This window comes from Kitasatospora sp. NPDC050463 (assembly GCF_040655255.1).
Classification (GTDB): Bacteria; Actinomycetota; Actinomycetes; order Streptomycetales; family Streptomycetaceae; genus Kitasatospora.
Window position 1 is genome coordinate 122,542 of the sequence record NZ_JBFAJO010000011.1, and the last position, 24,419, is coordinate 146,960.

General features: G+C 73.1%; 22 protein-coding genes and 1 pseudogene. 14 read left to right on the forward strand and 9 right to left on the reverse strand.

Going from position 1 to position 24,419, the window contains the following annotated elements; all coding sequences use genetic code 11:
• Window positions 1-30 precede the first annotated feature (30 nt).
• Entirely contained in the window at window positions 31-990 is a 960-nt protein-coding gene (locus AB0J08_RS09955) for a YafY family protein (protein ID WP_360629825.1), read from the forward strand.
• A gap of 76 nt (window positions 991-1,066) precedes the next feature.
• Here AB0J08_RS09955 and AB0J08_RS09960 read toward each other — a convergent pair whose 3' ends face one another.
• From AB0J08_RS09960 to AB0J08_RS09970, 3 genes are all read right to left on the reverse strand, one after another.
• Window positions 1,067-2,671, reverse strand: a complete 1,605-nt coding sequence (locus AB0J08_RS09960; protein ID WP_360629828.1) for an APC family permease — start codon at window positions 2,669-2,671, stop codon at window positions 1,067-1,069.
• Between the two features lie 250 nt (window positions 2,672-2,921).
• On the reverse strand, window positions 2,922-5,192 hold the full coding sequence (locus AB0J08_RS09965; RefSeq protein WP_360629831.1) for a family 43 glycosylhydrolase: 2,271 nt from the start codon (window positions 5,190-5,192) through the stop codon (window positions 2,922-2,924).
• Window positions 5,193-5,508: 316 nt separating this feature from the next.
• Window positions 5,509-6,951, reverse strand: a complete 1,443-nt coding sequence (locus AB0J08_RS09970) for a glycoside hydrolase family 43 protein (RefSeq protein WP_360629834.1) — start codon at window positions 6,949-6,951, stop codon at window positions 5,509-5,511.
• A gap of 552 nt (window positions 6,952-7,503) precedes the next feature.
• Here AB0J08_RS09970 and AB0J08_RS09975 point away from each other — a divergent pair.
• The 3 genes and pseudogenes from AB0J08_RS09975 to AB0J08_RS09985 all read left to right on the forward strand — a co-directional run bounded on the left by AB0J08_RS09975 (window position 7,504) and on the right by AB0J08_RS09985 (window position 9,013).
• On the forward strand, window positions 7,504-7,704 hold the full coding sequence (locus tag AB0J08_RS09975) for a hypothetical protein (RefSeq protein ID WP_360629837.1): 201 nt from the start codon (window positions 7,504-7,506) through the stop codon (window positions 7,702-7,704).
• Between the two features lie 126 nt (window positions 7,705-7,830).
• Window positions 7,831-8,091 (forward strand): annotated as a pseudogene (locus tag AB0J08_RS09980) (AbfB domain-containing protein); the annotation flags it as partial.
• Window positions 8,092-8,341: 250 nt separating this feature from the next.
• Window positions 8,342-9,013, forward strand: a complete 672-nt coding sequence (locus tag AB0J08_RS09985) for a TetR/AcrR family transcriptional regulator C-terminal domain-containing protein (protein WP_360629840.1) — start codon at window positions 8,342-8,344, stop codon at window positions 9,011-9,013.
• Window positions 9,014-9,160: 147 nt separating this feature from the next.
• Here the strand turns inward: AB0J08_RS09985 and AB0J08_RS09990 are convergent, their stop codons facing one another.
• Complete coding sequence (locus AB0J08_RS09990; RefSeq protein ID WP_360629843.1) at window positions 9,161-9,592, reverse strand: thioredoxin domain-containing protein; 432 nt, start codon at window positions 9,590-9,592, stop codon at window positions 9,161-9,163.
• 169 nt (window positions 9,593-9,761) lie between these two features.
• Between AB0J08_RS09990 and AB0J08_RS09995 the strand changes: the two genes are divergently transcribed.
• The 3 genes from AB0J08_RS09995 to AB0J08_RS10005 are packed head-to-tail and all read left to right on the forward strand — an operon-like array spanning window position 9,762 to window position 11,743.
• Entirely contained in the window at window positions 9,762-10,361 is a 600-nt protein-coding gene (locus tag AB0J08_RS09995) for a hypothetical protein (protein WP_360629846.1), read from the forward strand.
• Between the two features lie 9 nt (window positions 10,362-10,370).
• On the forward strand, window positions 10,371-10,988 hold the full coding sequence (locus tag AB0J08_RS10000; protein WP_360629849.1) for a sigma-70 family RNA polymerase sigma factor: 618 nt from the start codon (window positions 10,371-10,373) through the stop codon (window positions 10,986-10,988).
• The gene (locus tag AB0J08_RS10005) at window positions 10,985-11,743 is read left to right on the forward strand and encodes a zf-HC2 domain-containing protein (protein WP_360629852.1); all 759 of its coding nucleotides are present in this window, start codon (window positions 10,985-10,987) and stop codon (window positions 11,741-11,743) included. Before AB0J08_RS10000 ends, AB0J08_RS10005 begins: the two co-directional genes overlap by 4 nt.
• Before the next feature lie 146 nt (window positions 11,744-11,889).
• Here AB0J08_RS10005 and AB0J08_RS10010 read toward each other — a convergent pair whose 3' ends face one another.
• Entirely contained in the window at window positions 11,890-12,765 is an 876-nt protein-coding gene (locus AB0J08_RS10010) for a YndJ family protein (protein WP_360629855.1), read from the reverse strand.
• 159 nt (window positions 12,766-12,924) lie between these two features.
• On the opposite strand from AB0J08_RS10010, the gene AB0J08_RS10015 reads away from it, so the two are divergent.
• Window positions 12,925-13,194 (forward strand): DUF1876 domain-containing protein, encoded by a 270-nt coding sequence (locus AB0J08_RS10015; RefSeq protein ID WP_360629858.1) that lies wholly within the window; start codon window positions 12,925-12,927, stop codon window positions 13,192-13,194.
• Between the two features lie 445 nt (window positions 13,195-13,639).
• Here the strand turns inward: AB0J08_RS10015 and AB0J08_RS10020 are convergent, their stop codons facing one another.
• The 4 genes from AB0J08_RS10020 to AB0J08_RS10035 form a co-directional block, all read right to left on the reverse strand.
• Complete coding sequence (locus tag AB0J08_RS10020; protein ID WP_360629860.1) at window positions 13,640-14,080, reverse strand: PPOX class F420-dependent oxidoreductase; 441 nt, start codon at window positions 14,078-14,080, stop codon at window positions 13,640-13,642.
• Window positions 14,081-14,427: 347 nt separating this feature from the next.
• Entirely contained in the window at window positions 14,428-15,948 is a 1,521-nt protein-coding gene (locus AB0J08_RS10025) for an MFS transporter (RefSeq protein ID WP_360629863.1), read from the reverse strand.
• 130 nt (window positions 15,949-16,078) lie between these two features.
• Entirely contained in the window at window positions 16,079-16,747 is a 669-nt protein-coding gene (locus tag AB0J08_RS10030) for a TetR/AcrR family transcriptional regulator (RefSeq protein ID WP_360629866.1), read from the reverse strand.
• A 236-nt stretch (window positions 16,748-16,983) separates the two neighbouring features.
• Complete coding sequence (locus tag AB0J08_RS10035) at window positions 16,984-17,541, reverse strand: GNAT family N-acetyltransferase (RefSeq protein WP_360629869.1); 558 nt, start codon at window positions 17,539-17,541, stop codon at window positions 16,984-16,986.
• A gap of 180 nt (window positions 17,542-17,721) precedes the next feature.
• On the opposite strand from AB0J08_RS10035, the gene AB0J08_RS10040 reads away from it, so the two are divergent.
• Genes AB0J08_RS10040 through AB0J08_RS10065 form a run of 6 tightly spaced genes read left to right on the forward strand, consistent with a single transcriptional unit; the run spans window position 17,722 to window position 24,415 of the window.
• On the forward strand, window positions 17,722-19,164 hold the full coding sequence (locus tag AB0J08_RS10040; protein WP_360629872.1) for an ATP-grasp domain-containing protein: 1,443 nt from the start codon (window positions 17,722-17,724) through the stop codon (window positions 19,162-19,164).
• Window positions 19,161-20,012 carry a DUF364 domain-containing protein gene (locus AB0J08_RS10045; protein ID WP_360629875.1) on the forward strand — a complete coding sequence of 284 codons (852 nt, stop codon included), beginning with the start codon at window positions 19,161-19,163 and terminating at the stop codon, window positions 20,010-20,012. Before AB0J08_RS10040 ends, AB0J08_RS10045 begins: the two co-directional genes overlap by 4 nt.
• A complete protein-coding gene (locus tag AB0J08_RS10050; protein WP_360629878.1) occupies window positions 20,009-21,268 on the forward strand; it encodes a pyridoxal-phosphate dependent enzyme in 1,260 nt (419 codons plus the stop codon). Before AB0J08_RS10045 ends, AB0J08_RS10050 begins: the two co-directional genes overlap by 4 nt.
• Window positions 21,265-22,341, forward strand: coding sequence for a dipeptide epimerase (locus tag AB0J08_RS10055; protein WP_360629881.1), 1,077 nt, complete (start codon window positions 21,265-21,267; stop codon window positions 22,339-22,341). The genes AB0J08_RS10050 and AB0J08_RS10055 overlap by 4 nt, the downstream gene beginning before the upstream one ends.
• Complete coding sequence (locus AB0J08_RS10060) at window positions 22,338-23,543, forward strand: MFS transporter (RefSeq protein ID WP_360629884.1); 1,206 nt, start codon at window positions 22,338-22,340, stop codon at window positions 23,541-23,543. Before AB0J08_RS10055 ends, AB0J08_RS10060 begins: the two co-directional genes overlap by 4 nt.
• The gene (locus AB0J08_RS10065; protein WP_360629887.1) at window positions 23,540-24,415 is read left to right on the forward strand and encodes a methyltransferase domain-containing protein; all 876 of its coding nucleotides are present in this window, start codon (window positions 23,540-23,542) and stop codon (window positions 24,413-24,415) included. Before AB0J08_RS10060 ends, AB0J08_RS10065 begins: the two co-directional genes overlap by 4 nt.
• Window positions 24,416-24,419 lie beyond the last annotated feature (4 nt).

The following is a 24,419-nucleotide window of genomic DNA, read 5'->3' on the forward strand; positions in this document are numbered from 1 at the left end:
CCGACGAACCGGACGACGAAGGGGGAGCCGATGAACCACCCGGTCAGCCGCGTCCTCGCCCTGCTGGAGCTGCTCCAGGCCCGGCCCGGCCTCACCGGCGCCGAGCTGGCCGCCCGCCTGGAGGTGGACGAGCGCACGGTGCGCCGGTACGCGGCCCGGCTGGCCGACCTCGGCATCCCCGTCCAGGCCGACCGCGGCCGGTACGGCGGCTACCGGCTGCGCCCCGGCTTCCGGCTGCCGCCGCTGATGCTCACCGCGGACGAGGCGGCCTCGGTGGTGCTCGGACTGCTGGCCGGGCGCCGCTCGGGGCTGTCGGTGGGGGAGCAGGCCGCCGAATCGGCGCTCGCCAAGATCCAACGGGTGCTGCCGACGCAGTTGCGCGAGCACGTCGCGGCGGTGGAACAGACCCTCGGGCTGACCTCGGCGCCCGCCGCCGGCCCGAGCCCGGCCGCCACCGCGCTGTTCGCGCTCGCCGAGGCGACCCGCCGCCGGCGCCGGGTCCGGCTCGCCTACCGCGACCGGCTGGGCGAGCCGAGCGAGCGCGAGTTCGACCCGTACGGGCTGGTCTTCCACTCGGGCCGCTGGTACACCACCGGACTGGACCACCGCAGCGGTGAGCTGCGGACCTTCCGGTTGGACCGGATCGAGGCCGTCGAGCCGAGCGCGACCGCCTTCGAGTCGCCGGAGGGCTTCGACCCGGTCCAGCGGGTGGTGGAGTCGCTGGCCTCGGTGCCGTGGACGCACGAGGTGGAGGTCGTCCTCACGACCACCCTCGCCGACGCCCGGCAGCGCATCCCGCCCGTCGTCGGGTCGCTCACCGAGACCGAGGACGGGCGCGTCCTGCTCCGCGCCCGGGCCCAGAACCTCGACGGGGTCGCGGTGATGCTGGCCGGGTACGGCCGCCCGTTCACCGTCCGGCGCCCGGACGCGCTGCGTGAGGAGGTCCGGGCGCTCGCCGCCCGGCTCGCCGGGTGGGCCGAACCGGGGTAGCGCCCGCCGGGGCCGGCGTGGCCCTGCCTGAGTGCTCCAGTGCCTGAGTGCCTGAGTGCCTGAGTGCTTCAGGGCTTCAGTGCACGGCGGGGGCGAGTTCGTCCACGCCCGACCGTTCGTCGGCGTCGCCGGTGCGCATCCGCTGCTGCGGGCGGCGGACCAGCAGATAGCCGAGGCCCGCCAGGGTCACCAGGCCGACGCCCAGCACGGCGGCCCACACCTGGTACCAGGGCGCGCCGGGCGGCGCCAGGATGCTGCGCGGCCAGCAGATGTTGACCACCTCCAGGCCGGTCCACAGCACCGCCAGGGCGTTGACCACCGTTCCGGCGCGCCCGTACGAGACCTGGCCGGACGGGCGCCAGACGCCGCGTAGCCGGGCGACCAGCGCGGCCAGGCTGAGCAGGAAGAACGGCAGGAAGGTCGCGGCGGTGCCGAAGGCGATCAGGCTCCCCATCGCGGTGGACTCCAGCCCGAGCGGCAGCGCGGCCGCGCTGACCAGGGTGGCCGTGACCAGCCCGCCGATCGGTGCCCGGTGCCGGTTGACCCGGCGGACCCGCTCGGCGAACGGGAAGACGCCGTCCCGGGCCAGCGAGTAGAGGCCGCGGGCGGCGCCGCCCTGCGAGGCCAGCAGGCAGGCGGTGAACGAGATCAGCACGACCACCACGAACGGCTTGGCGGACCAGTCGCCGAAGGCCGAGGTGACGGCGGTGGTGACCGGGTCGAGGTCCTCCCCGCGCACCACGGCGGCCGGGTCGGGGTGGGCGAGTTCCACGGCGACGGCGTTCAGGATCACCACGACGCCGACGCTCAGCAGCGCCCACCACATCGCCCGCGGCACCTGCCGGCCCGCGTCCTTGGTCTCCTCGGCGGTGGAGACGCACGCGTCGAAGCCGATGAACGCCCAGCCGCCGACGGCGATCACGGCCAGGAAGGCCGCTCCGGTGGAGACCCCGGCAGTGGCGGGGGCGTCCAGCAGGTCGGTGAGCAGGCCGAGGCCGTGGGCCCGGAAGAGCAGCAGCAGCGCGAAGCCGACCAGCACGGAGGCGACCGCCTCGGCGGCGATGCCCAGGGAGACGAACCGGCGCAGCACGTTGACGCCGTAGGCGTTGACCAGTGTGCAGGCGAGCAGGAACGCCGCCGACACCAGCACCAGCTGCGCGGGTGTCGGGGTCAGTCCGAAGAGCGCGAAGAACCACGGCGAGGCCAGATAGGCGACGGTGGTGTTGGCGAACATCACCGCGAACTGCCACATCCAGCCGGTCAGCCAGGCGAAGGTCGGCCCGGTGAGGCGTCGGCTCCACTGGTAGGCGCCGCCGGCCAGTGGCCACTGCGAGGCGAGTTCGGAGTAGACCGCCACCACCAGCATCTGGCCGAGGAGGCAGACCGGCAGCGCCCAGACCCAGGCGCCGCCGGCCACACCGAGGCCGACCTGGCCGACGGCGTAGAGGCCGACCACGGGGGAGACGACGGCGAAGCCCATCGAGATGTTGCCGAGCACGCCGAGGCTGCGGCGCAGTTCCTGGCGGTAGCCGAGGGCGGCGAGCCGCTCGGCGTCGGTGCCGCTGCCGCCCGGGCCGGCGTCGGTGCCGCTGCCGCCTGGGTCGGTGACGGTACGGGGCCGGGTGCTGTTCGGGGTGCCGGGCGCCGCGGCGCCGCGGGCTCTCGGGAGGTTGTCGGTCATGGGGCGTTCCACCTTGCCGTCGCCCGTGGTGAGCCCCTCGGACGGGCCCGCCACAGAAAACTAACTTTGTTAGTCAGGGACGGTAAACCCCCCACCCGGGGCATGGGAAGAGTCGAGAGGCGACTTCTCTCTGTCGTTGGCACGGACGGCGAGAGTTGCCACCAAGATCATCGGGCGGCTCGTCACGCTAGGCGGGCGGGTGGCCCGCAGGGCTTCGCCGTGCGGGCCACCTGGTGAGCGTGGGAACCGATCAGGCCCAGGGGCTGACCGCCGTGAAGGAACTGTCGGCGCGGAAGGTGGCGTTGTCCTGGTAGGGGTCGATGCGCAGCTCGTAGTCGTAGTGGCGGAGGAAGCGGCCGGGGTAGTTGTACGACTCCAGGCTGACCGAGCCGGTGGCCGAACCGGGGCGGGCGCAGTAGGTGGCGTCCCTGTTGAAGACCGTCGTGCCGTTGCTCGCGTCGAAGCGGATCCGGTAGTCCAGGTGGCGCAGGTAGCGGCCGGACGCGTCACGGAACGAGTAGCAGCTTCCATCGGCCAGACCGGGGACGATCGTGAAGGTGGCGCTCCGCTTGACCGCGGTGGTGCTGGTGGACGTCACCGGGTCGATGTAGCCGCGGCCGTCCGACCGCACGACGGCGTAGCGGCCCGGGAAGTTGACCGACCGGAGCGATCGGGTGGTGTCCGTCGGCAGGGCGGTGCCGCCGGAGACCGGGTCGATGCCGCTCAGGGTGGGGACGACCTTCTTGATCAGGCCGTCGGAGTCGAACTCCAGCTTGTCGATGGTGGTTTCGCGGTGGGTGCCGTCTCCGCCGGGGATGGCGAAACGGTGGTAGGCGATGTACCAGTCGTCGGTGCCGGGCACCTGGACCACGGAGTGGTGGCCGGTGCCCTTGATGCCGAGGGCGAGGTCCTTCTCCAGGATCACGCCTCGGTTGGTCCAGGGACCGGTGGGGGAGGGCCCGGTGGCGTAGGCGACGCGGTAGTTCTCGTCACGCGTGTCGTTCTCCGACCACATGAAGTAGTAGGTGCCCTTGCGCTTGATGACGAAAGAGCCCTCGCGGTAGCCGCGCGGGGTGATCTCGGTGACCTTGGAAGCGTCGAAGGAGACCATGTCGTCGTTCAGCGGGACCACGTAGGCCCGGCCGTTGGCCCAGTAGAGGTACGACTGGCCGTCGTCGTCGGTGAAGACCGCCGGGTCGATCATCTGGCCGGGATAGGCGCCGCGGGCGATCAGCGGCTTGCCCAGGGGGTCCGTGAACGGGCCGGTGGGCGAGTCGGAGACCGCGACGCCGATGTTCGTGTCGGCGGAGTAGTAGAAGTAGTACTTCCCGTTCTTCGCGGTCGTCGTCGGGGCCCAGGCCCGGCTGTTGGTCCAGCTGATGTCAGGGCCGAGGTCGAGGATGACGCCGTGGTCCCTCCAGTGGACCAGGTCCTTGGAGGAGTACGCCTTGAACTGGGTACCGCTCCAGCCCGCGAAGCCGTCGGTGGTCGGGTAGATGTAGTACGTGTCGCCGAAGCGGACGATGTTCGGGTCGGCGGTGAGCCCCGGCAGGACCGGGCTCCTCATGACCAGCGCCTCGACCGTCCAGGTGCGCTTCGTCCCGTCGGAGCCGGTCACCTCGTACGTCACGGGATCGGTGAAGTCGCGTGGGGTGCCGGAGGCCGGACTGATGGACGAGCGCTGGGCGAGGGTGAACTGCGGAGCGAGCGCGGTGACATCCGTGCCCTCGCTCACCGGCAGCGTGATCTTGCTGTTGGCGTCGTCGATGATGGCGTCGGTCTTCAGCGCGGGGTGGGTGACTTTCGCGATGCCCGCGGTGTTCCCGCTGAGTTCGAGGACCTCGCCGGGCGCCAGCGCGCGGTCGTAGACCCGGAAGTCGCGCATCTTGCCCTTGAAGAGCTTGTCACCGGTGAAGACCGACTTGCCGACGTAGTTGGCCGTGGTGGTGCCGGACCCGATGGAACCGGGGGTGGTGGTGACCGCCGTGTTGCGGGCCACCTCCACCCCGTCCCGGTAGAGGACGCCCGTGTTGCCCGTCTGGGTGTAGGTGACGTGCTTCCAGACCGAGCGCTGCAGTGCGCCCGGGGCGGCGGTGTTCTGCTCGGTGGACGGGCTCCCGGAGGTGATGGCGGTCCGGAACGAGTTTCCGGTGGTGAACAGGTACCCGTTGCCGGCGCCGTTGCTGGTGTTGCCGAAGCCGTAGAGGAAGTAGGGCGTGGCCTGGGCGGCGTCGATCTGCACGTCCATCGAGACGGTGATCGAGTTCATGCCGCTCATGACGTTGTCCGGCACCTTGATGTAGGTGCTGGACCCGTTGAACGTGAGCCCTTCACCGGAACCCGACCAGCCCGCAGTGCCGTTCACGGTTCCGTCTCTGCCGTGGCCCGAGGCATCCGCCGCCACGGTGCCCGAGGTGGCGTCGAGTTTGTACCAGATGGCCAGGCCGTCGGTGATCTCCGTCGCCCCGGCGGGGGCCGCCGGAGCGACGACGCTCACCAGGAGCGAGACTGCGGCGGCCACGGCGGCCAGAGCGCCCTGCGGTAATCTCCGGCGGCGCTGAGCTATTGCGCTGTGCATGGTTTCACATCCCCTGAAGAAGACCTGGCTGTGGAAGGGTGGGCGACGCCTCGGTCAAGGTGCCGGCACCCGGCCCGTCATGCCGTGCCGACATGTCGGACGGCTCCGTCTCTCACCGCCGCGGCGGGAGCCGGCGGCCCCCGCCGCGTTGCGTATCGCTGCCGGCCCGTCGGACCGTGCGCGCTGGACAAGGCCGGGCCGGTGCGCGAGCGCAGCCCGCCTGGCCGGAGCCGGTGCGCACGTCCTTGTCGGCGTCGGGTCAGCTGGTCACGCGGAAGGTGGCGTCGCCGCGGGCCGTGGTGGTGGTGATCGGGTCGAGCCGCAACTCGTACGCGTAGTGCCGGATGTAGCGGTCCGGGAAGTTGTAGGACTGGAAGGATGACCAGCTCGGGTCGGCGAGTCCGGCGACCTGGCGGAAGGTGGCGTCCGCGGCGAACTGGGTGGTGCCGTCGTTGTGGGCGAGCTGGAAGTCGTAGTCGGAGTGCCGCAGGAAGTACCCGGGCATGTTCACCGACTCGAAGGAGACGGTGCCGGTGCCCGCCAGGCCGGTCCGCAGCCGGAACTGGGAGTCGTCGAGCGGGCTGACGTTCGGGTCGATGCGCACGTCGAAGTTGGTCTGCCGCACGTACCGGTCCTGGAAGTTGAACGACTGGAGCCGCTGGGCCGGAGTGTTGGGCCAGCGGGCGAGCACCCGGCTCTCCTCGGCGGCCGTCAGGTTCAGGATCCAGCCGTGGCGCTTCTTCGTGCCGCCCATGGTGTAGCTGCCTGAGGCCTGCTTCTGGTAGGCGGCGGGGTTGGACGGGTCGGTCGTCAGGACGGGCATGTAGCCGCCGTTGGTGGCGTACTGGTCGAGGTAGAGGGCCCACTTGTCGGTGCCGTTGAACTTCATCCACATGGGGCCCTCGACCATCGCCCCGGTCAGACCGATGCCGGAGAGGTTGCCGAGGTTCGTCCAGGTGCCGAGGATCGAGTTGCTGCCTTCGAGGGTGATCTGGCCGTCGCCGGAGGCCCGCACGTAGCGGTAGTTGCCGACGCCTGACGGGACCTCGATGATCTGGGTGTCGATGATTTCCTGGGTGCCGGGGCGCTCGATGTAGGTCTGCGGGGTGGTGATGGTGCGGAAGTCGCTGGTGCGGGCGTAGAAGATGCGGTGCTTCTTCACGCCGTTGAGGGGCACGTTCGTCGCCCAGTACAGGACGTAGTCGTTGGTCTCAGGGTTCCAGATCGCCTCCGGTGCCCAGGCGTTGCGGCCGTCGGGGATCGCGCCGGCGACGTTGAGCAGCCACGGCTGCGACCAGGTGACCAGGTCGGTCGACTCCCACACCACGAGGTTGCGGCTGCCGTTGTTGATGGAGCCGTCCCAGTTCTGTCCGCAGCCGATGCACAGGTCGGTCGCGACGATCCAGTACTTGCTCCCGTCGGGGGAGCGCACCAGTGCGGGGTCGCGTACCCCCTTCGTGCCGACCGGGGAGCGCAGGACCATGCCTCCGCCGTTGAGGTCGTTCCAGTGCACACCGTCCGTGCTGTGGGACAGGTACATCTGCTGGTTGGTCGCCCCCTCCCCGGTGAAGTGCACCATCAGGTAGCCGGGTTCGGCGCCGGCGGCGGCGGCCCGCTGGGGTGCGGCCATCGCGGCCAGCCCTGTGAAGAGGAGGCATACGGCGAGCAGTGTCGCCGACAGCCGTGCGCGTAGCGCGAACATGGGGAAGTTCCTGTCGTTCGGAGGGTGGCACCGTGGGTGGACGGCCACCGCACGACGCGGAAGGGGCGCGGGGCGGGGCAGTCCGGGCAGCACCGCCTCCCGGCCGTTCGATGAACCGGAGATGACGCCGCCGTTTCGCCCCTGTGAGATTGTTAACGCTCACAATTCAGCGGGCAAGAGGTAGGTCGGCCGTTACCCAATCTTGATCCGTTGGGCCCGGGTGGAGTGAATCCGGTGACCGTGGCCCGAGTTGGCTGCGATATCCGGGACGGTGGGGCGGGCACGACCGTCGTTCGCGATCACTGACGTAGGGCTCCACGATCACCTGGGCTCGTGCCCGCACTGCATCCACTCCGCCCATCGCATGACAGCGGTCGCCTGCTGCCGGTCGGTCCAACTTGCGTGCGGCGGGCGTGGGGAGGCGGAAAAGGGGGATGCCGACGCTTCTGGTGAGGCGTCGGCACCCCGGTTGGGTCGGCTGGCCACGCCGAAGGTGGCGTCACTGCGGGGTGCGGATCCTCTTTGGGGGAAGGCCGTTGATCATGCTCCGAGTTGGAGGTTGTGCTGGTCGGCGTAGGCGCGCTGGTGTTCGCGGGTGTGGTGGTGGGCGAGGTGGGCGTCGAGGTCCTCATCGGCCTGGACGGCGCGGAGTTCGAGGACGGCTTCGGCGTTCCCGAGGCTCCAGCGGGCTCCTGTCACGTCGAGGTGGACCGGATCTACTCCGCCCGGGCCCAGCGGATCAAGATTGGGTAACGGCGGACCTGCCTCTTGCCCGGCTGAATTGTGAGCGTTAACAATCTCACACGAGCGAAACAGTGGCGTCACCTCCGGTTGAACGGCCCGGAACGGTGCCGCCCGCACTGCCCTGCCCCGCGCCCCTTCCAGTCCGTCAACCAGCCGACCCGCTATCTGCAGCACGCCTACTACCAGCTGCGACTGGACGTCAACGACGGCACCACGAAGTTCGCCCAGGACGCCACCTTCCACAAGACCGCCGGGCTCGCCGACCCGTCCTGGTCATCGTTCCGCTCCTACAACTACCCGGACCGCTACATCCGGCACTTCGACTACGCGCTGCGCATCGACCCGATCTCCACCGCCGCCGGCAGAGCCGACGCCACGTTCTCCGTCTGGTACTGAGGCGACACGCCACGGGAGCCCGCACAGGGGAAGACGCCGTCGGCTGACTCCGGGCCAGGGACTCACCGGACGTGCGACAGAGCCAACGTTCGTACAGTCCCTCACCCGGGACCCGCCAGCGAGCGGGGAGGTCACGTTCACCGCCCTTCGTCATGACCTGACCACGTAGGTGACGGCTATCGCTGGGAGTCACACGAGACCGGCCTGTACTACCGTGGGGCGACGCAGCCGGCAGGGAGGGGCGAAGAGCGTGGGACGACCGACCAGGGCATTGCTGAGCAGGGAGATCATCGCCAGGGCCGCCCTCGACGTGGTCGACGAACAGGGCTCCGACGGCCTCACCATGCGCGCCGTCGCCGACCGGCTGGGCGTGAAGGCGGCCTCGCTCTACAACCACGTGAGCGGCAAGGACGAGCTGATCGACGGGCTCGCCGAACTCGTCAACGCCGGGATCGACCTCCGACCGCTCAGTGGCACCGGCGGCACCGGCGGCACCGGCGGCGACTGGCGGACCGGGCTCACCGCCTACGTACGCGGCTACCGCGCCGCCTTCCTGCGCCACCCCCACACCATCGCGCTGCTCGCCCGCCGCCGGGTCGAGGCCGAACGCCAACTGCTGGGCTACGACGCCCTGCTCGGCGCGCTGGGCCGGGCCGGCCTCGCGCCCGCCGACGCCGCCGAGGCCGCGGCCGCGATCGACTACCTGGTGCTCGGCTCCGCGCTGGAGACCTTCACCGCGGGCTTCACCCGATCCTCGGCCGACTACCGGCCGCGCTACCCGGCCCTCGCCGACGCGCTGGAGGCCTCCGCCGCACGCGGCGGCGGGCCCGGCACCGGAGCACCGGGGCTGGACGAACGCGGCTTCGAACTCGCCCTGCGCCTGCTCCTGGACGGCCTCGCGGCCCGCCTGGCGGCAACCTGACCGGACGATCCCCACCCCGGGAACGCCGACGGGCCCGGGGGCACTCGCCACCCGGGCCTACCGTCGCGAGGTCACCCGCACGGCGGACTGGTCAGACGGCGCCGGACCGCTCGGGTCGTCGGGGCCGCACCGACGTCCGCCGGGCGGTCAGGCCTCGTGGCCGCCGTTCTGCTCCGCCGCCACCTTGCGCTTCACCTCGTCCATGTCCAGCTTGCGCGCCTGCCCGATCAGATCCTCGAAGACGGCCTCCGGCAGCGCACCCGCCTGCGAGAAGACCAGCACCCCCTCGCGGATGATCGCCAGCGTCGGGATCGACTGGATGCCGAAGGCGGCGGCCAGCTCCTGCTCCGCCTCGGTGTCGACCTTGGCGAAGACCAGGTCCGAGTGGCGCTCGGCGGCCTTCTCGTACACCGGCGCGAACTGCCGGCACGGGCCGCACCAGGCCGCCCAGAAGTCGATGAAGACGAAGTCCTTACCGTCCTGGCCAGGGACGATGTCGTCGAAGTTCTCCTTGGTCAGCTCGACCGTGTTGCTCATCTCGCGGTTCCTGCCCTTCCGGGGGTGGCGTTTCAGGGCCATCTGCCCGCCACAACCGCGACCGCCCGCGCACTATTCCGAAGATTCCCGGCCGCGCGTTGAGCGCTCCGCCGCCCGCGTCCGTACAGGTGGGTGTCCGCGGCAGCGCGGTACGAACAGTGCGGCCCGCGTCCAGAGGCGGCCGTGCGCGTCCACCGGGGGAGAAGAGCCCATGCACAGCACCAGTCGCACCAGTCGCACCAACCGGATCGCCGTAGTCGCCGCGTCCGGGATCGCGGTGGCCGCCCTGGTCGCCGGGTGCGGGTCGTCCGGCTCCGGCGGTTCGGGATCCTCGACGCCCGCCGGCTCCGGCGCCACCTCGACGGCACCCGCGACGCCGAGCAGCCCCAGCACCCCGGACACCGCCACCCTGAAGACGGCCACCGACCCCAAGCTCGGCACCATCGTGACCGACAGTGCCGGCTTCACCCTCTACCGCTTCGACGCGGACACCGCGCAGCCCCCGATGTCCAACTGCAACGGAAACTGCGCCTCGATCTGGCCACCCGTCCCGGCCGACGGCTCGGTCACCGTCAAGGGCATCGACAGCAAGCTGGTCGGCACCGTCACCCGGGCCGACGGCAGCAAGCAGATCACCCTGAACGGCTGGCCGGCCTACCGCTACACGCCCGACAAGCAGCCCGGCGACACCAAGGGCCAGGGCGTCGACGGCACCTGGTTCGTGCTGACCCCGGCGGGCGGCAAGGCGGGTGCCGCGAGCTCCACCCCGAGCGCGCCCGCCACCCCCGGCGGTGGCTACGGCGGCTACTGATCCGCCCCGATGACGGTCCGGACCGGATGTGGAACCCTCGACCCGGAGGTACGGGTGCGTGAAAATGGCGTCGTGACCGACGAGCACCGTGGCGGCGGCGCGGCCGCACGCGGCGGCGCAGCCCCGGACGAAGAGCTGATGCGCGCCCTGTACCACGAGCACGCGGGGCCGCTCTTCGGCTTCGTCCTCCACCTGGTCGCAGGGGACCGCCAACGTGCCGAGGACGTGGTGCAGGAGACGCTGGTCCGCGCCTGGCGCAACATCGACCGGCTCGACCCGGCCGTCGGCTCGCTGCGGCCCTGGCTGGTGACGGTGGCACGGCGGATCGTCATCGACGGTCACCGCAGCAGCCAGGCCCGGCCGCGCGAGGTGGACCCCTCGCCGCTGGAGCTGCTGCCCGCAGAGGACGAACTCGACCGGGCGCTGCGGCTGATGACCATCTCGGAGGCGCTCGGAGACCTCTCGGAGGCGCACCGGCAGGTCATCGTCGAGACGTACTTCAAGGGCCGCACGGTGAACGAGGCGGCCACCGAACTCGGCATCCCGGCCGGTACCGTACGGTCGCGGGTGTTCTACGCACTGCGCTCGCTCAAGCTCGCGCTGGAGGAACGGGGAGTGACATCGTGACATCGTCCAGGCCCGGACCGACCGGCCCCGAGCAGGACCGCACCCCCGGCGGCGAGCACCTCGACGTCGGCGCCTACGTCCTCGGCCTGCTCGACCCGGCCGAGCGCGTCGCGTTCGCGGCGCACCTGGCCGACTGCCCGCAGTGCACCGAAGAAGTGGGCGAACTCGGCTTCGTGGAGCCGCTGCTGGCCGAGTACGCGGCCTCCGCTGAGGACGCGGGGCTGGACCCGGCGGGGCCGGCGCCCCGGCCGGACGCGCTGCTGCTGGACCGGCTGGTCGCCGAGGTCTCCGCCGGCCGCCGCCGGGGCAAGGTCCGACGGCTGGCCCTGGTCGCCGTGGCGGCGGTCATGGTGGTGGCCGGCCCGGCCGTCACCGCCGTGGTGGTCACCGCGGACTCCACCCCCGGCGTGGTCGCCGTCGCGTCCCAGCAGTTCGCCGCGACCGATGCGACCACCGGGGCCCACGCCGTCGTCGGCGTCGACGGCAAGGGGTGGGGCAGCCAGATCAGTCTCGAACTCACCAATATCCGCGGCCCGTTGAGCTGCGATCTGGTCGCCGTCTCGCACACCGGCGAGCGCCAGACCGTGACCACCTGGAGCGTCCCGGCCGCCGGCTACGGCAGCGCCGGTGCGGGCCCGGCCGCCCTGCGGACCAGCGGCGGCACGGGGTTCGCGCCCAGCGCCATCGACCACTTCGAGGTCCGCACCCTGGACGGCGCCACCGTCCTGGTCACCGTCCCGGTCCACCCGGTCTGACCTGCCGCCCCGGGCCGGCTTCAGCTGCGGTCGGCGCCGGGGAACGGCGGCCGCGGTGGGTCGAAGGCCATCAGTCGCTCGATCCGGGTGACCGTCTGCCCGGGCCAGTGCGGGGCCGGCGTCCCGGACGAGGTCGCGGGGGTGGTTCATCGTAGGGCTCCCCGAGGGTGCGGCTGCCGGTGCGGCTTCGGGTCCGGCGGCCGGGTGAGGCGGCGCCAGGCGAGCAGGGAGCAGAGCGCGAAGCCGAGCGCGTTGCCGACGCCGTGCGTGGCGGCCATCCAGGTGAGGGTGGGGTGCGGGAGGCCGGACGCCTCGCCGAGCGCCCACCAGAGGGCGAGCAGCATGGTGGCGGCGAGTACGGCGGAGGCGATCCCGAGCAGCGCGGCGGCCGTCCGGTCCGGGGTGCGGATGCGCAGGTCGCGCCAGGTGAGCACGCCGACCAGCCACATGCCGGTGGTGAGCACCACGGCTCCGGCGAGTTCGGCCCAGTCGTCGACGAAGTAGCCGGCCAGGACCAGCAGGGTGCCGAGCGGCACGCTGAGCGCGGCCCAGCGGGCGGTCCGGCTGGCCGGCGCGGCCCGGCAGACCAGCCCGGCGACCAGGGCGGCGGTGAATCCGGCGTGGTGGAAGTGCGGCACGGTCAGCGCCAGGATGTCGAGGTCGAAGCCCAGGAGTTCGTGGCCCGAGCGTTCGGCGACCAGCGCGAGCCCGGCCACCGAGGGGGTGCCGAGCGCGGTGAGCACGGCGACCTCACGCGGTGCGAGCGAGCGGGTGCGGGCGAGCCGCACCGGGGCGTGGGCGGCGAGGGCGAGGGTGCCGAGCGCGTAGAGGGCGGCGCAGCCGATGGCGAGGCCGCCGCGCGGCAGCCAGAGCGAGAGCGCTCCGGGGACGGCGGCCAGGGGCCAGAGCCGGCGGACGCGGGCGAGCCCGGGTTCGTCGATCAGGGTCAGACCGAGGGGGATCACCGCGCCCATGCCGAGCAGGACGAGCAGGTCGACCAGCTCCGTGGTGCCCTTGCCCATGATGGCCGCACACCCCTTCCTTGAACGCGTTCAATACCTTGCGCCAGTGACTGTACGCGGCGTAATTGAACGCGTTCAAGTCGAACCCGGATCGCCTCCTCTGGTGTTCGTGCCGGGGGCGGCGCACTCTGGAGAAGGAACCTATGGAGGTGATCGGCCATGCAGACACTCGTCGGTTGGCACATCGAGATGGAGTTCCGTGAGGAGGGGCCGCGGACGGCCGCCGCCGCTCTGCTGAGACTCGGCGACGGAACGGAACTCCGTGCCCACGGCTACACCAGCCGCCACCCGTCGGACCCGGAACAGCTGCGGGTCGGCGAGGAGGTCGCCGCGGCCCGGGCGCTCAACGACCTCGCCTCGCAGCTTCTCACCAAGGCCCACGGTGAGATTCAGCAGGCCAGCCCGATTCCGACCCACCCGCTGTCGTGACGGCGCCGCACGCCGGCGCCGGGTCTCCCGCCGAGGAACCCCGGAGGGCGCGCATCCCGCTGATCTGCCCACGGTGCGGGCGCGAGCAGCAGGTCGTCCCCGGCGGTCCCGACCGGCCGGTGCGTGTGGTGCACGTCGGGACCGGCCGGGAGGCATGCGAGCCGGGCGACCTGGTCAAGGCCCCGGACGACGTGATCTGACCGCGGGGATCTGATCGAGGGGGCCTGACCGCGGGACTTGGCCGGGGAGACCCGACCGCGGCCCGGCGGGCGGCGGTGCTGCTTTGCAAAGTGTGTCTTTGCAGAGCAGCGCGGGCTGGGACGGAAACGGTGCCGGGGGCTGGTCGCACGACCGGCCCCCGGCACGCCGCCGTGCCCGTGCCCGGGGCGGCTGGCCCGTGCCCGGGGGCGGTCGGCGGTTCGGGCAGTCGGCTCGGCTCGGCCGGTCAGTTCGGGCAGTAGGTCGTCGGCAGCTGCCACTCCGGCCCGATCAGCCGCCGCTCCACCCGGTCGAGCGTGATCCGGATTCCGACCGTCCCGGACAGACCGAGCCGGAACCGGCTGCGGGCCAGGGCGATCAGTGCCGTCATGCCGTACTTGTTGATCAGCGAGGTGCGGTAGCGCGCCGTGGCGTCCTCGTCGCAGACCGCCGCCCGGGCGGGGAGCTGGCGGCCGGTCGGTCGCCCGTGGGCGTCACAGGGGCCCACCAGCACCCCGGGGTGGCGGCGGATGCGCTCGGCCTCGCCGGAGTGGGCGGGCGTCCAGATGCCGAGCGCCGTGCCGTCGGCCACCACCCATATCGCCGAGCACAGGCGGTTGCCGTCCTCGTCGAAGGTGGTGAGCAGGAGGTGTCTGGTGTCGGCGAGCTGGTCGGTACGGTCGTGCACGATGTCCTCCCTGTCCAGGGCGGGTGTCGCTGTCCGCGGCCGTCGTGGGGCGGTTGGTCGCGGGTCGGGGTCCGTGGTGCCTGGCGGCCGGTCCCGGGGAGGGCGTTGCTCCTCGGCGGTGGGCCGGGGATCCGGGTGCCCGCGCCGTGCGGCCCACGGGAGGGCCCCGTACGGACCCGGGTGGGGGCCACCCCATTCTCGTCCACCGGGGCCGGTAGTTCGAGGGGGCGGCCGCTCGTGGGCGGTGAGCCGGTGCGGTTCGGCCGGCGCCCCCGGAACGGCGAGCGGCCCGCCCGGTGTCGAAACACCGGACGGGCCGCCGTGCACCCTTGCGTGTACCCCGTGGGTCAGTGCACCAGCACCGGCACCTCGTTGTTCTCCGCCGCGCCGGAGCCCGCCGCCGCGTGGTCGGGGCGACCGGCGTTGATCAGGACGAAGGCGATCGCGGCGGCCGCGACCAGGATGCCGAAGGACCACCAGATCGCGGTCGAGAAACCGTGCACCATGCCCTGGAACTGCGCGGCCTGGGCGGCGGCCGGGCTGGTCGCGACGGCCGCGTGGGAGGCCAGCCAGGTCGCGGTGGCGCTGGCCGCGATGGTGTTCAGCAGGGCGGTGCCGATGGCGCCGCCGACCTGCTGCGAGGTGTTGACCATCGCGGACGCCACGCCCGCGTCGCGCGGCTCGACACCGTGCGTGGCCAGGCTCATCGCGGGCATGAACGCGGTGCCCATGCCGAGGCCCATCAGGATCAGACCGGGCAGGATCAGCGCCGGGTACGAGGTGTCCAGGCCGATCTGGGTCAGGATCAGCATGCCGACCGAGGCGACCAGGAAGCCGGGCGCCATCAGGTAGCGCGCCGGGACCCGGGTCATCAGCCGGGCGCCGATCTGGGTCGAGCCGGTGATCATGCCCGCCACCATCGGGAGGAAGGCGACGCCGGTCAGCACCGGGCTGTAGCCGAGCACGATCTGCAGGTAGTAGGTGAGGAACAGGAAGAGGCCGAACATGCCGATCACGGCCAGGCCCAGCGACAGGTACACCCCGCCGCGGTTGCGGTCCAGGACGACCCGCAGCGGCAGCAGCGGGGCCTTGACCTTCATCTCGACCAGGGCGAACGCGGCCAGCAGCACGGCGGCGGCGACGAACAGGCCCAGCGTGATGCCGGAGGTCCAGCCGTCCGACTCGGCGCGGGTGAAGGCGTAGACCAGGGAGACCAGGCCGGTGGTGACCAGCAGCACGCCGGGGATGTCCAGACGGTTGCGGTTGCGGCCCTGGGCGGGCTCGCGGATCACCATGACGGCACCGGCGGCGGCGACCACGGCGAACGGGATGTTGACGAAGAAGGTCCAGCGCCAGTTCATGTACTCGGTCAGCAGACCGCCGAGGATCAGGCCGATCGCGCCGCCACCACCGGCGATGGCACCGTAGATGCCGAACGCCTTGGCGCGCTCCTTGGCCTCGGTGAACATCACGGCCAGCAGCGAGAGCGCGGCCGGCGCGAGCAGTGCGCCGAAGACGCCCTGCAGGGCGCGGGCACCGAGCAGCATGGCGGTGTTGGCGGCGGCGCCGCCCAGCGCGGAGGCGAGGGCGAAGCCGGTGAGGCCGACCACGAAGGTCCGCTTGCGGCCCCACAGGTCGGCGATCCGGCCGCCGAACAGCAGCAGGCCACCGAAGGCCAGCGCGTAGGCGGTGATCACCCACTGGCGGTTGCCGTCGGTGATGCCGAGGTCCTTCTGGGCCGACGGCAGGGCGATGTTCACGATGGTGGCGTCGAGGACGACCATCAGCTGGGCGAGGCCGATGAATATCAGCGCCTTCCAGCGCCGCGGATCGGGCTGGATGGCCGGCAGGGCATCGGTTTTCGGCATGGAGGTACTCACTTCGGGTGCGTGCTTACGGATCAGGGCGAAGTCGGTGAGGCGGGGCGGGGCACAGTCGGCCACGGCCGCCGGTACGGTCGTGGTCCGGCGGGCCGTCGGTCAGCGCTGGGGCTGCGGGTCAGTGGTCGGGGTGGAAGTCCTCGAAGGTCGCGGCCCGGCCGGGAAGGGTCGAGCGGGCGGGCGCCCGCAGGCCGTCCAGGAACAGCTGCAGGTGCCGGTGGACGAACTCGTCCAGGAGCCGGCACGAGGTGCCCGGCAGAGGGCGGGTGAGCTGGCTCATCGCGATGAACAGGTCACCGTGGTCGGCGTCCGCCCGCAGCTCGCCGGTCTCCTTGGCTCGCGTCATGAGGCCGCCGACGGCGGCCACCAGCCGCTCACGGGCGTCCACCAGCTCCGGATCGAAGGGGTCGACCCGGTTGGTGAGGATCGGGCAGAGCGCACCGATCTTCTCCTCGACGGTGGCGTGCGCGAACCGCTGGAGGGCGTCGAACGGGCCGGAACCCTCCGCCGTCGCCGATTCGGCGATGGCCAGGACACGGCTCTTGATGAGCAGCGCCACCTCGCGGATCAGTGCCGAGCGGTCGGGGAAGTTCCGGTAGAGCGTGGCGTTGCCGACGCCGGCCCGCTTGGCGATCTCGTCCAGCGGCGCGTCCGCGCCGAGCTCGACGAAGGCGTCCCGCGCCGCCAGGAGGATCCGCTCACGGTTACGAGTCGCGTCCGCGCGCAGCTTCGGCGTACGGACGGGCTCCGTGCTGCGGGCAGGTGCGGCGGCGGTGCTGCTGCTCACTGCTTTGCTCCTCCCAGGGTAGCGGGGAGAATTTCCCCGCTTAGGCCTACGAAGGACCAAACGGGGAATCCCTCCCCGGAAATTCCCGCCCCGGTGTGACCTGCGTCACTTTGCTTCGCGTGGTCCTTCGCGGTCCTCCGTGGTCCTCAGCGGCTCGCCGCGCCCGCACCCGCGGTCCGGGCCGCCGCCGCGTCGCCCCGCCCGGGTCAGACCGCCGCCGCGTCGCCCTGCCCGGGTCAGACCGCCGCCGGGCGGCGCAGCGGGATCTCGAAGTGGACGGTGGCCACGCCGGGCCCGTGCTCGCCGGTCGGGCGGGCGTCGTACACCTCCTCGGCGAGGCTGCGCCAGAACGCCTCGGCGCCCGGGATCGCCGCGTTGGTGTGCAGGTAGAGGTGCTGGTAGCCACCCTCGTTCACGGCGAACTCGCAGGCCTGGCGCACCAGTTCGCGGGCCAGCCCGTGCCGGCGGTGCTCGGCCCGGACGTAGACCCGGACCAGCTGGGCGGTGATGCCACCGGGGTAGCGGTCGACGAGCTCGCGCGGATGCGGCGGGTGGGCGGGCCCGTTGGAGTGCAGTGCGGTGGTGGCGACCACCTCGCCGCGGTGGACGGCGACCAGCAGGGCGTGCCGGGGGTGGTCGAGGTAGTGGTGCTGGAGATCGACGACGTCGGCATGCCAGGCGGGTACGTAGCCGTAGCCGAACTCGCGGTAGAAGGTGTCCAGGATCAGTCGGCGGGCGCCGGGCACGTCCTCCGGGCGGGCGTGCCTGATGTCATAAGCGTCCTGACGGTCCATCAGACGACTCCACTGGTCGGCTCGGGGGTGGGTTACCGTCACCCTACATGAAAACGAATTTCATCTGACGCCTCGCCGGTGAATCGGCTCCCGGCGTGTTGAAAATGAAAACGAATGCCGTTACGTTCTCCCTCGGCACGTCGGTCCGGCTTGCCGCACCCGTCGTCGAGAGGGAGATCCGTGGCGCATCTGCTGGTGATCGAAAGCTGGGTCGGCTCCATGAGCAGGCTGCTGCCCAGGGCACTGGGGGAGGGCGGCCACCGCTTCACCTTCCTCACCCGCGACCTGCACCACTACCTGCGGGCGGCGCCCGCCGACGGCCCGCACCCGCTGCTCGCCGCGGAGAACGTGCTCACCGCCGACACCAACGATCCGGCCACCCTGCTCCCGTACGCCGAGCGGCTGCACGGCGTGCTCGGCTTCGACGGGGTGGTCTCCTCCTGCGACTACTACCTGCCGCTGGTCGCCCAGGTCGCCCGCCGGCTCCGACTGCCCGGCCCGGCGCCGGAGGCCGTCACCGCCGCCTGCCGCAAGGACCTCACCCGCCGCGCGCTCGCCGACGCCGGTGTCCCCGGGCCCGCGTACGCACTCTGCGCCGACCGCGAACAGGCGCTGGACGCCGCCCGGGTGCTCGGCTTCCCCCTGGTGGTCAAGCCGGTCGACCTCTGCGCCGGGATGTTCGTCCGCGCGGTCCTCGACGAGCCCGAACTCCTCGCCGCGCTGAGGGCCCTGGAGGCCTTCCCGGTCAATGCGCGCGGCCAGCGCCGGGCGCCCGTCGTCCTGCTGGAGGAGCTGCTGACCGGCCCCGAGGTCAGCGTCGAGACGGTCTGCGCCGACGGCGGCGTCCATGTCGTCGGGATCACCGACAAGAGCGTCGGCGGCGCGCCCGCCTTCATCGAGACCGGCCACATGTTCCCCGCCGCGCTGACCCCCGCCGACGCGGCGGCCGCCGCCGACACCGCCGTCGCCGCGCTGACCGCGCTCGGCCTGGACCAGGTCGTCGCGCACACCGAGATCAAGCTGACCCCGGCCGGGCCCCGGGTGGTGGAGGTCAATCCGCGCCCGGCCGGCAACCGGATCACCGAGCTGGTCCGTCGGGTCACCGGCATCGACCTCGCCGCCGCCTGCGTGGACGTGGCCCTCGGCCGCCGCCCGGACCTGGTCGTCCACCCCACCGGCGTCACCAGCGCCGCGATCGCCTTCCTCGTTCCGGGGGAGGAGGTCGGCCTGTTGGACGGCTTCGACGGCGAGCCGGCCGTCCGGCGTGACCCCGCCGTGGTCGAGCTGACTCTCGCCGGCCCCGGCCGCGACGTCCGGCCCGCCACCAGCAACAACGAGTACCTCGGTCATGTGATGACCGCCGACACCACCGGCGCCGGGGCCCGGCGAGCGGCTGAGCGGCTGCTCGCCGGGCTGACCCCCCGGTACGCCGCCGACGGCCCGGGCGAGGCGCCCGGCGGGGCCGACGTGTCCCGGTCCGACGCGTCCGGGGCCGACGCGTCCGGGGCCGACGCGTCCGGGGCCGCCGTGTCCGGGTCTGCCGTGTCCGGGGCCGCCGTACCCGGGCCGGACAGCAGTGCGGCCGCCGGCTGTCCCGCCGAGGCCGCGGCGGTGCCGGCATGACCGCCACCCTCCCCGGCACGGCGCTGGAGCGGATCGCCGGGCCGGCCCGCGCCGGAGCCTACGGGCCCGACCCGGCCGGCCAGCGGATCGCCCTCGCCTTCACCACCGCCCAGGCCGTGCGGCACGACGGACGCGCCCGCGGCTACCGCAACGAGGTGCTCAGCCTGCGCCTCGGCGCGGCCGTCGGCTCCTGCGCCGTCGAACCGGGCGGGCTGCCCGCCGACGCGCTCACCGACTGTGTCGGTGCCAGCGTCGCCGAGCTGCTCGACCACCCGCTCACGCCGGTCCGGGTCGCCGCGCTCGACGCCTACCTGATGCACTGCCGCCCGCACGCGCCGGCCCACGGCGCCCGCCCGGTCACCGTCCCGGCCGGCGGCTCGCTGGAGAAGTCCCGGGCCCGGGCGCGCGCCGTGGTCGGACTGCTCCCGGTCGGAGCGGTCCGGCGGGTGCTGGTCGTCGGTGTGGTCAACTCCCTGCTGGAGCAGCTCCGTTCCCGTGGCCTCGGGTACCTCGCGTGCGACCTGAAGGGCGGCACCACCGAGTGGGGCGAGCCCGTGCACCCCGACGCCCTCGCCCGGCTCGACGACTGCGACGCGATCCTCGCCTCCGGCATGACCCTGGGCAACGGGACGCTGGACCCGCTCCTCGCCCACGCCCGCGCCACCGGCAAGCCGCTGGTGCTCTTCGCCCAGACCGGCAGCGCCGTCCTGGCCAGGCTGCTCGGCGACGGCGTGAGCGCGGTCAGCGCCGAGCCCTACCCCTTCTTCTGGCTCGACGGCGGCCCCAGCCTGCTCCACCTGTACGGCGGACCCCCGCCGTCCGCCCGCCCGGCCGGCGGCGTCCGGTGACCGCGCTGCTCGCCTCCGCCGCCCTCGGCAACCCCGACCTGCTGCCCCTGCTCGGCCGTACCCCGCTCGCCCGGATCAGCACCCCGCTTCCGCACCCGCACCCCGGGTTCTGGGCCAAGCTGGAGGGCCTCGGCGCCGGCGGGATGAAGGCCCGCTCCGCCGTCGCCATGCTCCGCGGCGCCCATGAGCGCGGTGAACTCCGGCCCGGCGCCACGGTGGTGGAGTCCACCTCGGGCACTCTGGGGATCGGCCTCGCCTTCGCCGGCCAGGCCCTCGGCCACCCCGTCGTGCTGGTCGGCGACGCCGAACTCGAACCGTCCATGCGCCAGTTGCTAGGCTCCTACGGCGCCCGGCTGGAGCTCGTCGACCGACCGGCCCGGCACGGCGGCTGGCAGGCTGCCCGGCTGGCCCGGCTGCGCACCCTGCTCGGCCAACTCCCCGACGCCTACTGGCCCGACCAGTACAACAACCCCGACAACGCGGCCGGCTACCGCTCGATGGCCCATGAGATCGCCGCCGAACTCGACCACCTGGACGTGCTGGTCTGCAGTGTCGGCACCGGCGGCCACAGCGCCGGGCTCGCCGAACCGCTCCGCCGCCGCTGGCCCGCCCTGCGGATCATCGGCGTCGACTCGGTCGGCTCGACCATCTTCGGTCAGCCTGCCCGACCCCGGCTGATGCGCGGGCTGGGCAGCTCGATCCACCCACGCAACGTCGCGCACCAGGCCTTCGACGAGATCCACTGGGTCGGCCCGGCCGAGGCCGTGGACGCCTGCCGGCGGCTGGCCCGCGGCGCGTTCGTCAGCGGCGGCTGGAGCACCGGCGCCGTCGCGCTGGTCGCCGCCTGGGCCGCCCGGGTCCAGCCGGGCGCCACCGTCGCCACCGTCTTCCCCGACGGCCCGCACCGCTACCTGGGCACCGTCTACGACGACGGGTTCTGCCACCGGCACGGGCTGGAGCCGGAGCGCGCCGCGCTGCGCCCGATCGAGATCCCGCACCCCGCAGCCGTCGAGGTCGCCGGCTGGGCGCGCTGTCGCACCGGGCGGACCGGCCCGGCCGACCCCGTAGACCCCGTCGCCGGTCACCGCCCTGCCGTCCACCGGCGCGCGGACCGCGGCAGCGCGGACGACGGCAGCGCGGACGACGGCAGCGCGGACGGCAGCACCGCCGACCACCGCACCGCCGACCGCAGCACCGCCGACCACCGCAGCACCACCGACCACCGCACCGACCACCGCCCGGAGGAGGGCCGATGAGGCTCGATGTCCGCACCGTACGGCTCCGGCTCGCCGAGCCGCTGCGGATCTCCCGCTCGGTGACCGTCGAGCGCGATGCCGTCCGGCTCGCCGTGCGCCACGACGGCCTCACCGGCCACGGCGAGGCCGTCGCCAGCGACTACCTGCGGCTGCCCGCCGAGCGGATCCGGCGTGAACTCGCCGGGCTGCGCCCCGCCCTGGAGCGCCTCCCGGACCCCGACCAGGCGCTCGCCGACCTCCGGTGCGGTGCGGCTCCCTTCAAGGAGCTGTCGGCCGGGGTGCTGGCCGCCGTCGAGGCCGCCCTGCTCGACCTGGCCGGCAAGCGGGCCGGCGAGCCCGTCCACCGGCTGCTCGGCCGGTCGGCGCCGGTGGCCGTCGCCACCGCCCGCACCATCGGCATCGAGCCGCCCGCCCGGGCCGCAGACCAGGCCGCCCGGCTCGCCACCGCCGGGTTCACCGTACTCAAGGTCAAGGCCGGCTCCGCCGATCCCGCGGACGACCTCGCCCGGGTCCGCGCCGTCCGCGAGGCGGCCCCCGGGGCCCGGTTGCTGCTCGACCCGAACGGCGCCTGGACCGAGGAACAGGCCCACCGGCTCCTCCCGGCCTTCGCCGCCGCCGGCGTCGAGGCCGTCGAGCAGCCGATCGCCCCCGGTGATCCGGACGCGCTCGCCGCCGTCGCCGAACGCTCGCCGATCCCGGTGATCGCCGACGAGGACGCAGTCGACTACGAGGACGCCTGCCGGCTCGCCGGGCGGGTCCACGGGGTCAACCTGAAGCTCGCCAAGTGCGGTGGTGTCCACCAGGTGCTGCGCATCCAGGCGGCGCTCCGGGGCAGCGGCACCGAGCTGATGCTCGGCTGCCTCGTCGCCGGCTCGCTCGGTATCGCCCCGGCCGTCCACCTCGCCGACCGGGCCCGCTGGGTCGACCTGGACGGCCACCTGTTGCTCGCCGAGGACCCCTGGCAGGGCATCGGCGGCACGGACGGCACCGTCCGCACGTCGGACCGCGCCGGGCTCGGCGTCCGCCCGGCGCCCGCCGGAGAACCCGCCCCGGGCCCGGCGGCCGACCGGTGACGATACTGCGCGCCGTACGGAGCTTTCCGAAGCCCGTGCGGCTGTTGCTGGTCAACCAGTTCGGCGTCAACACCGGCTTCTACCTGCTCGTCCCGTACCTCGCCGGCCACCTCGGGCAGGACCTCGGGCTCTCCGCCCTCGCCGTCGGCACCGTCCTCGGCCTGCGCAACCTCAGCCAGCAGGGTCTGTTCATCCTCGGCGGCTCGGCCGCCGACCGGCTCGGTGCCCGCCGCGTCATCATCGCCGGCTGCGCGCTGCGTTCCGTCGGCTTCGGGCTGTTCGCCCTGGGGGAGTCGCTGACCGTGCTGCTGGCCGCGTCGGCGCTCAGCGGGCTGGCCGGCGCCCTGTTCAACCCCGCCGTGCGCACCTATGTCGCGCACGAGGCCGCCGACCGCAAGGCCGAGGCGTTCGCGCTGTTCAACGTGTTCGCCACCACCGGGGCGCTGGCCGGTCCCCTGCTCGGCACCGTCCTGCTGCTGGTCGACTTCCGCGCCGCCGCGCTCACCGCCGCCGGCGTGTTCGCCCTGCTCACCGTCGCGCAGGTGGTCGCGCTCCCCGGGCGGGCCGTCCCGCCGCCGCCGCGCGGGGTGCTCGCCGACTGGCGTGAAGTGGCCGCTGACCGGGGGTTCCTGGCCTTCTCGCTCGCCATGGTCGGCCTGTTCGGCATGGAGAGCCAGCTCTACCTGCTGCTGCCCGACGCCGCCCGCCGTGCCACCGGCTGGGCGGGCGCGGTCAGCCTGGTCTTCCTCACCAGCACCCTCGCCAACCTCGCGCTCCAACTCCGCGTCACCACCCTGCTCCAGCGGCACGGCCCGCCCGGCCGCTGGATCGCGGCCGGCCTCGCCGTCGCCGCGACCGGCTTCCTGCTCCCGCTCACCGCCCCCGGGCTGCCCGGCGTCCTCGGCGGCGTGCTGCTGCTCCAACTCGGCCTGATGACCGCCCAGCCCTTCGTCCTGACCCTGATCCCCGCCTTCGGCCGCGACGGCCTGACCGGTACCTACTACGGCCTGTACTACGTGGTCTCCGGCCTCGCCGCCGCCGTCGGCAACACCGCCGTCGGCCGCGCCATGGACGGCGCCGCCGCCGCACCCTGGCTGCTCTGCGCCGCCCTCGGCCTCGGCTCCGCCGCCGCGCTCGCCCGGCTGCACCGCACCGGGCGGCTCCCCGCCCCCGCCCGCCCACTCCCCAGCGAGGCCCGATGACCGGCCACAACCTGCTCACCGACACTCCGGAACTCTACGAACTCCGCTTCCCCGACCCGGGGTTCATCGCCGCCCGATGGGCCGAGTCGGTGCTCCGCGACCACCGCGCCGGACCGGACGTGCTCGACCTCGGCTGCGGCACCGGCCGGGACGCCGGCTGGCTGCACCGCGCCGCCGGGCGCACGGTGACCGGTCTCGACAGCTCGGAGGCGATGATCCGGCACGCCCGCACCCACCACCCCGGGCCCGACTACCACGTCGGCGACATGCGGACCTTCCACCTCCCCGGCCGGTTCGACGCCGTCCTCTGCCTGGACAGCGCCCTCCTGTACTGCCACACCAACGAGGACCTCGACGCGCTGTTCGGCCGGCTCCGCCGCCACCTGCGCCCGGGCGGCCTGCTGGTCGCCGAGATGCGCAACGGCGCCTTCTTCCTCGGCCGCACCGAACTCCTCGACGCCCCGCGCACCGACAGCGTCACCAGCGACGGCGTCACCCGCACCTCGCACACCGTGCTCCGGATCGACCACGCCGCCCAACTCCTGCGCCGCACAAGGACCTGGAGCAGCGACGACGGCTCCCCGGCCGTCGAGCAGCAGTCCGCCTGGCGGCTGCTCTTCCCGCAGGAGCTCCGCCGCCTGCTCGCCGCCCACGGCTTCACCGTCCTCGACCTCTACGACCGGCCCGGCCCGCGCACCGAACCGCCCTGGACCGACGGCGACCGGCCCGCCGACACCGCCGACGGCGACCGGCCCGCCGACACCGCCGACGGCGACCGGCCCGCCGACACCGCCGACGGCGACCGCCTCCACCTGGTTGCCCGGCTCGAAGGCCGGTATCGCCCCAACGCCCTTACCGGAAAGAGCGGATGACCCG